Consider the following 6,328-nt stretch of genomic DNA (forward strand, 5'->3'; position numbering starts at 1 on the left):
TCGGGCGCCCGGCGCGGGCGCGCGGTGATCGTTGCCCGCCCCCACGGGACCCGGTGCGCCATGATGGGCGATATGACCGTTGATGTGCGTCTCGCCCAGCGCCCCGAGGCGGACGCCCTGCTCGGCCGAAGCCCGCTCGCCGCCCTGGTGGGGATGTTGTTGGACCAACAGGTGCCCATGGAATGGGCGTTCACCGGCCCCTACACCATCGCGAACCGGCTGGGCGAGGACGACCTCGACGCCCGGAGGATCGCGGCCATGGACCCGGAGGAGTTCGCGGCCCTGCTCTCCACCAAGCCCGCCGTGCACCGCTATCCCGCCGCGATGGCCAAGCGCGTGCAGGAGCTGTGTCGCTACCTGGTGGCGCAGCACGACGGCGACGCCGAGGCGCTCTGGCGCGATGTCGGCACCGGCGCCGAACTGTTCCGGAGGCTGCACGCCCTGCCCGGGTTCGGTAAGCAGAAGGCACAGATCTTTCTCGCACTCCTGGGCAAGCAGTTCGGCGTGACCCCCCAGGGCTGGCGCGAGGCCGCCGGTCCCTATGGCGAGGAGGGCTCCTACCGCTCCGTCGCCGACATCACCGGGCCCGAGTCCCTGGCCAGGGTCAGGGAGTTCAAGCAGCAGGCCAAGAAGGCCGCCAAGGAGTCCGCAGCCACCGGCGCGGCGGGCAGGACCGGCGCATAACGGCCGGGCCACCGGCCGGACTTATCGTTGGCGGGCATGGAACAGCAGAGCGGAACGCCCGCCCTTGAGCCCCCCGGCGACGCGCCGCCGGGCCCGCCCCTGGCCTCGGGCCGCACGGCCGACGTGTACGCGCTGCCCGGCGACCGGGTACTGCGCCGTTACCGGGACGGGCAGAGCGCGACGGCCGAGGAGTCGCTGCTGCTCCGGCTCGGCACGCTCGGCTATCCCGTGCCCCGCGTCCACCCCCGGGCCGAGCCCGGCGGGACCGGACACGGCGGGGCCCGGCTCGACTCGGCGGGTCGACCACGGCTCGGCCCAGGCGACCTGGTGATGGAGCGGCTGCACGGACCCACCCTCGCCGAGGCGCTGTTGGGCGGCACGACCTCTCCCGAACGGGGCGGCGCCGTCCTCGCCCACCTCCTGGACCGCCTCCATGCCCTCCCGGGGCGCCTGGTCCATCTCGACCTGCACCCGGAGAACGTGATCAGCACGGCGCGCGGCCCCGTGGTCATCGACTGGTCCAACGCCCGCGAGGGCCATCCGCCCGGGCGGGACCGCGCGGTCTCGGCGGTGATCCTGGCGGAGGTGGCGGTGGGACCGATCCCGCTGGCGCGGGCCGTGCTGGCCGCCCTGCTGGACGGGCTGGCCCGGCCGGCCGACGCGCCGGACCAACCGCCGTTCAGCGAGCAGGAGTTGGCCTGGGCGGGAGACTTCCGCCGCGCCAACCCGACCCTCTCCCCGGCGGAGAAGCGCGCCCTCGACCTCGCCCTGGAACTCGTCGCGGAGCACGCCGCGTGCCGCCCCGAACGCGCGAGGGAACAGCGGTCACCGTGAAGGGTGGTGCGGTCGGCACCGACCGGCGCGAGGGCGCGCAGGGGGGCGCCAGGAACCTCAATTTTTGCTCTGAGACCGGGCCCGACCCTTTTGCTCGGGGAGGACTCGGGCATGGTAGGAGGTGACCAAGCCGACATCAGGCGGCATTCCGTCCACGCGTCCGGAGCCCGGCCATGAGCAGCAACCCCCACAGTCCCGACCGTCGAAGGCCCACGTCGCTCGGCCTGGAGATCGGCTCGATGGCCCGCGACGTCACCAGCGACCAGGTCGGCCGGGTCATGGCCCACCTCTCCGGCCGCGTCTATCTGCGGCCCCCGGGCGGCGGCCGCGAGTGGACCGCGAGCGCCGAGGACCTGCGCCCCATCAGCGCCAGCGAGTCGCTGCGCGCCCGCGTCGCCGAGGCCAACCGCCGCGCCGTGCGCGGCAACCGCTGACCCCCACCCGTCAACGGGCCCCCGCCGCCCGTCCGTTCTCCCGTCGCTCGCCCCGTTCCGCACCGCCCCGTCGCCCCGCCGCGCCTTCGCCCTCCGGCCGCCGCTCCACCGCCGTCGCCGAGCCGCCAGGTCCCGCCGCGCAGGCGCCGGGCCACGCCGCGCAGGCGCCGGCCCGCCGGGCGGAGGACCACCCGACCGCCGCGCGGAAACCGCAGGACCGGGCCCCTCGCGCGCGGAGAACCCCAGGTCCGCACAGCCGTCCTCGACCGCGCCGCCCGAGGCCCCGTGGGAGCGTCGGCAGCCCGCGCCGCTCCCTCCGCCGGCCTCGCCTCCGTCCCCTCCCTCGCCTCCGCCGCTTCCGTCGGCGCTCGCGCAGACGGGCCGGGCCGCCGCCCTCCTGGCCACCGGCACGGCGCCCGGCAGCGAGGGGCCCAGGCCGCCCATCAACTCCCGCGCCTCGGCCGGGCCGAAGGCCGCGATCGCCTCCGCCCGCACCGCGCGCGCCCGCTCCAGCGGCTGCCGCCCCGCCTCGAAGTGCGCCGGCTCGGAGACGAGCAGCAGCACCCGCTGATGGACCCGCGCCTGTTCGGCGGAGAGCGCGGGCCTGTTCTGCCGGAAGTCCTGGAGGTGGTCCCGCCAGAAGCGGGACTTCAGCTCGGCGGACAACTCCCCGTAGAGCGCGTGCCGATAGGCCGTCGGGTAGCGAATGATCTCCGCGAACCGCGTGGGGGCGGCGGCGCCTCGTTCCTCGACCCAGGCGCGGGCCGCCGCGCGGGAGCGCTCCGCGAACGCCGGTGCCCGCCCGGCGAACACCATCCCGGCGGCCGCCACGAGGCCCCCGGCCAGCCGCAGCAACCCGGCCCGGCTCAGGCCGCGTTCCCCTCCGCCGGGCTCGATCGGATCGGGGCGTCCTCCCGCCTCCCTCCGCAGGCGGCCGAGGGCGCGCAACACCCGCACGGTGCGCCGGGGCCCCAGCCGCCGCCCGAGCCGCGCGGCCATCGCCGGGCCGGCCCAAGCCCTGACCGCCCCCTCCCCGGTCCCGTCCACCGCGAAGAGCCTCGGCGCCGCCCGAACCCGCGCCCTGCCCCGCGGGGTCAGCGCCCGCCAACCAATCACGTCGGGATGCGCGAGGGGCAGCACCTCGACGCGCCCCTCACCCGCCTCGGCGACCGCGAACGCGCCCCCCTCACAGGGGGCGCGAGAGCCGTCGAAGGCCAACACCCACCGATCCGGCCCGACCGACATGACCGTTCACCCTCCGTTACCTTCCCCCGCTGACCTGCCCATCCTCGGTCGATCTCGACGCCCCCGCCAGAGCGCGCGGAGTCACGCCGGGGCGTGCCCGAACACCTGCGCGCCCCGAACTCACCTCTCCCGCCGGGCCACGCCCTCCCGGCGCGGTCGACGAAGTCGCAGCCAACGCAAAAGCCCCCGTCGGTGACCCGACGGGGGCTCTGAGCTGCGCGCTCGGCAGGATTCGAACCTGCAACCTTCTGATCCGTAGTCAGATGCTCTATCCGTTAAGCTACGAGCGCTCGGCGGGCTCTGGGAGCCCGTTCCGGCGAGGGATACGTTACAGGATCGGCGGCCTCGGGGCGAAATCGTTCCTGGGGGAGCGCGGGGGATGGCCTCTGACCTGCGGAAACAGCCGAACGGGCCCGGAACGACACCAGCCCCGGTCGGGGACCGGGGCTGGTGGGAGACGTTGCGGCGGAGGCTCCGGGATTTGAACCCGGGATGGGGGGTTACCCCAAACCGCATTAGCAGTGCGGCGCCATAGACCAGACTAGGCGAAGCCTCCTGGCACCACGGCCGAGAGCCGGGTGCGAGGAAATGATGCCACAGCCCGAACGGCCGCAGCCAATCGGTCGCCACCTTACGGGGGCCGATCGCCCGCGTCGAGTTGCGCAACGTGCGGCGCCCGGGAGCGTTAGCAGTGCGGAGCACGCCTTGCCCGGTGCCCCATGGATGCCCACACCGCACTCGATGTCTCAGGAGCGTTCCCATGTCGCGCAGGTCCCTCGCCCCTCTCGCCCTGGCCACCGCCCTGGTCGCCGCCTCCGCCGCCGCCGTCGCGACGGCCGGCCCCGCGGCCGCCCGCTCGGGCGGGTCGCCCTGGGCCCCCGTCGGGGCCGACCGCCTGCTGATCACCGTCTCGGGCGCCGGCGAGGCCGACGGCACCTTTGAACTCACGTGCGCCCCCGCCGGCGGCACCCACCCCGAGGCCGCCGAAGCCTGCGCCAGGCTGGGCGAGTTGGACGCCCCGTTCGCCTCCGTCGCGGAGGGCACCGTGTGCACCTTCCTCTACGGCGGACCCGCCACCGCCCGCGTCACCGGCCAGTGGCAAGGCGAGCGGGTGGACGCGGAGTTCAACCGGGACAACGGCTGCGAGATCAGCAGGTGGGACCGGCTGGTCCCGGTGTTGCCGAGCGTCGGGTCGAACGGCGGGTCGGGGGCCGCCTGAGGGGTGACTCTCCCCGGCCCCTCCGCGCGGCTCGCGGCGGGCCGTAGACTCCCCCTATCGACACGCACGGGACACGTGCACTCGGAAAACGTGGGTCAAGGGAGGAACCGACGTCGTGAGCAGCAGGCCAGCGAGGGGCGCTGCTCGCCTCGCCGCCATACTCGACGCGCTGCCTGACGCGCTGTTGCTGGTGAACGGCAACGGCACCGTCGTCAACGCGAACGCCATCGCGATCGAGACCCTTGAGGTTCCGGGCGCTCCGCTCGTCGGGCGTGGGCTCCTGGACATCGTGCCCGACTTCGACCCACGCAGAATCCCGGGCTCCATGCGCCGCCCGGAGGAGGACCCGAGCGTCAGGACGAAGCCCACCCGGATGGTGGCGCGGCGCACCGACGGCACCGAGTTGCAGGTCGAGGTGACGAGCGCCGGCCTCAACTCCGAGCGCACTCCGTACGCTTCGGCCATCGAGGCCGCGTTCGCCGACGACCACGCGGGCGAGGAGCTGTTGGTACTGGTGGTACGCGATCTCACCGGCACCCTCGACACCGAGGCCGAGCTGGTCAGGCAGCAACGACAGACCGAGATGATCCTGCGCGCCGCCTCCGAGGGCGTGGTGGGCGTGGACACCGCCGGACGGATCGTGCTGGTCAACCCGGCCGCCGCGCAGATCCTGGGCCACCGGGCGAGTCAGTTGGGCGGGCAGTTGCTGCACCCGTTGGCGCACCACTCGCGGGCGGACGGCACGCCGTTGACCTTCGAGGAGACGCCGCTCCACGACACCCTGATCTCCGGTCGTAAGCACCGGGTGCGCGGCCAGGTGCTGTGGACCAGCGACGGCCGCCCGGTCCCGGTGAACATGACGACGGCGCCGGTGCGCGACGGCGACCAACTGGTCGGCGCCGTGCTGACGTTCCTCGACCGCCGCCCCTACGACTCGCTGGCCGCCCGCCACACCCAGCTGCTGTCGGTGCTCCGCGACGGGCTGCGCGGCCCGCTCGACCAGCTGCGCGGGGAGCTTTCCGCCCTGGCCGCCGACCCGGCGGGCCAGCTGTGGCCGGAGGCCAACCAGGTGCTGCACCATCTGGCCGCCGGCTACGCCCGGATGACCACGCTGGTGGACAACGTGCTGGCGTACCAACGGCTGGACGAGGGCCGGGAGAAGCTGGCGCTCAAGCGGGTCTCGCTGGACACGGTGGTGGCCGCCGGGGTCGAGGGCGCGACGGAGCTGATCGGACCGGGGCGCGCGCAGTTCGCGGTGCACGCTCCCCCGATCGAGGCCGAGGTGGACCCGGAACGGATGGCGCAGGCCCTGGCCCATCTGATCGCGGATGTGGCCGGAGTGGACGCGACCGGTCAGGCTCCGACGGCGACGGTCGGGGACTCGACCATCGTGGTCGCGGCGGCACAGCGGGGCGAGGTGGTGCGGATCGAGGTCCGTGGCCCCTACCCCGGCGGGAACCCGGTGCACGAGCCGATCGTGCGCGGCATCGTCCGGCAGCACGGTGGGGTCCTCCAGACCCACGAGGTGCCGGGGCAGGGCGGGGCGTCCGCCTATGTGTTGGAGGTTCCGCTGGCCGCCGGCGGCGGCACGGCCCCCGTGCTCGCGCCGGGCGGGGCCAGGGACGCCAGCGGGGACACCACGGTGATGCCGGTGCCGGCGGAGCCCGCGCGCGGCACCGGCCCCTCGACCGACGAGGCCAACGGAAACAACGGGACCAACGGCCAGGGCCAGGCCGCCGAACGAGGACCGGTCGGGGAACGGGCGCGGGTCGCGGCCGTCGAGCCCGTTCCGCACACCCCGACGGGCCGCCGCCGGCGGCGCGCGCCGGAGCAGCCCACGCCCCCCGGCACGGCGGTGGCACCGGCCGCCGACCAGTCGACGCCCGCCGGCGGCACCGGCAACGGTCGGCGG

General features: G+C 74.9%; 5 protein-coding genes, 2 tRNA genes and 1 pseudogene. 5 read left to right on the forward strand and 3 right to left on the reverse strand.

The genetic code is table 11. From position 1 onward, the window contains the following. Positions 1-72: 72 nt before the first annotated feature. The 3 genes from EBN88_RS14095 to EBN88_RS14105 all read left to right on the forward strand — a co-directional run bounded on the left by EBN88_RS14095 (position 73) and on the right by EBN88_RS14105 (position 1,952). Positions 73-684 carry an HhH-GPD-type base excision DNA repair protein gene (locus tag EBN88_RS14095; RefSeq protein ID WP_122184216.1) on the forward strand — a complete coding sequence of 204 codons (612 nt, stop codon included), beginning with the start codon at positions 73-75 and terminating at the stop codon, positions 682-684. Positions 685-720: 36 nt separating this feature from the next. After that, positions 721-1,518, forward strand: coding sequence for a phosphotransferase (locus tag EBN88_RS14100; protein ID WP_122184217.1), 798 nt, complete (start codon positions 721-723; stop codon positions 1,516-1,518). A 173-nt stretch (positions 1,519-1,691) separates the two neighbouring features. Beyond that, positions 1,692-1,952 carry a hypothetical protein gene (locus tag EBN88_RS14105; RefSeq protein WP_233580658.1) on the forward strand — a complete coding sequence of 87 codons (261 nt, stop codon included), beginning with the start codon at positions 1,692-1,694 and terminating at the stop codon, positions 1,950-1,952. Positions 1,953-2,318: 366 nt separating this feature from the next. Here the strand turns inward: EBN88_RS14105 and EBN88_RS32715 are convergent. The 3 genes and pseudogenes from EBN88_RS32715 to EBN88_RS14115 form a co-directional block, all read right to left on the reverse strand. Beyond that, a pseudogene (locus EBN88_RS32715) lies at positions 2,319-3,197 on the reverse strand (bacteriocin fulvocin C-related protein); the annotation flags it as partial. Between the two features lie 217 nt (positions 3,198-3,414). Further along, positions 3,415-3,487, reverse strand: a tRNA-Arg gene (locus EBN88_RS14110). 176 nt (positions 3,488-3,663) lie between these two features. Beyond that, a tRNA-Ser gene (locus EBN88_RS14115) sits at positions 3,664-3,753 on the reverse strand. A gap of 204 nt (positions 3,754-3,957) precedes the next feature. Between EBN88_RS14115 and EBN88_RS14120 the strand changes: the two genes are divergently transcribed. Both EBN88_RS14120 and EBN88_RS14125 read left to right on the forward strand, forming a co-directional pair. After that, positions 3,958-4,416 (forward strand): SSI family serine proteinase inhibitor, encoded by a 459-nt coding sequence (locus tag EBN88_RS14120; RefSeq protein ID WP_122184218.1) that lies wholly within the window; start codon positions 3,958-3,960, stop codon positions 4,414-4,416. Between the two features lie 115 nt (positions 4,417-4,531). Next, the coding region (locus EBN88_RS14125) for a PAS domain-containing protein (RefSeq protein ID WP_233580659.1) at positions 4,532-6,328 on the forward strand (1,797 nt) is incomplete at its 3' end.

The organism is Streptomyces triticirhizae (assembly GCF_003696235.1).
GTDB classification, from domain to species: domain Bacteria; phylum Actinomycetota; class Actinomycetes; order Streptomycetales; family Streptomycetaceae; genus Streptomyces; species Streptomyces triticirhizae.

Coding starts and splice junctions, on each gene's coding strand:
- EBN88_RS14095 (WP_122184216.1), top strand. CDS start 73: ATGACCGTTGATGTGCGTCTCGCCCAGCGCCCCGAGGCGGACGCCCTG.
- EBN88_RS14100 (WP_122184217.1), top strand. CDS start 721: ATGGAACAGCAGAGCGGAACGCCCGCCCTTGAGCCCCCCGGCGACGCG.
- EBN88_RS14105 (WP_233580658.1), top strand. CDS start 1,692: ATGAGCAGCAACCCCCACAGTCCCGACCGTCGAAGGCCCACGTCGCTC.
- EBN88_RS14120 (WP_122184218.1), top strand. CDS start 3,958: ATGTCGCGCAGGTCCCTCGCCCCTCTCGCCCTGGCCACCGCCCTGGTC.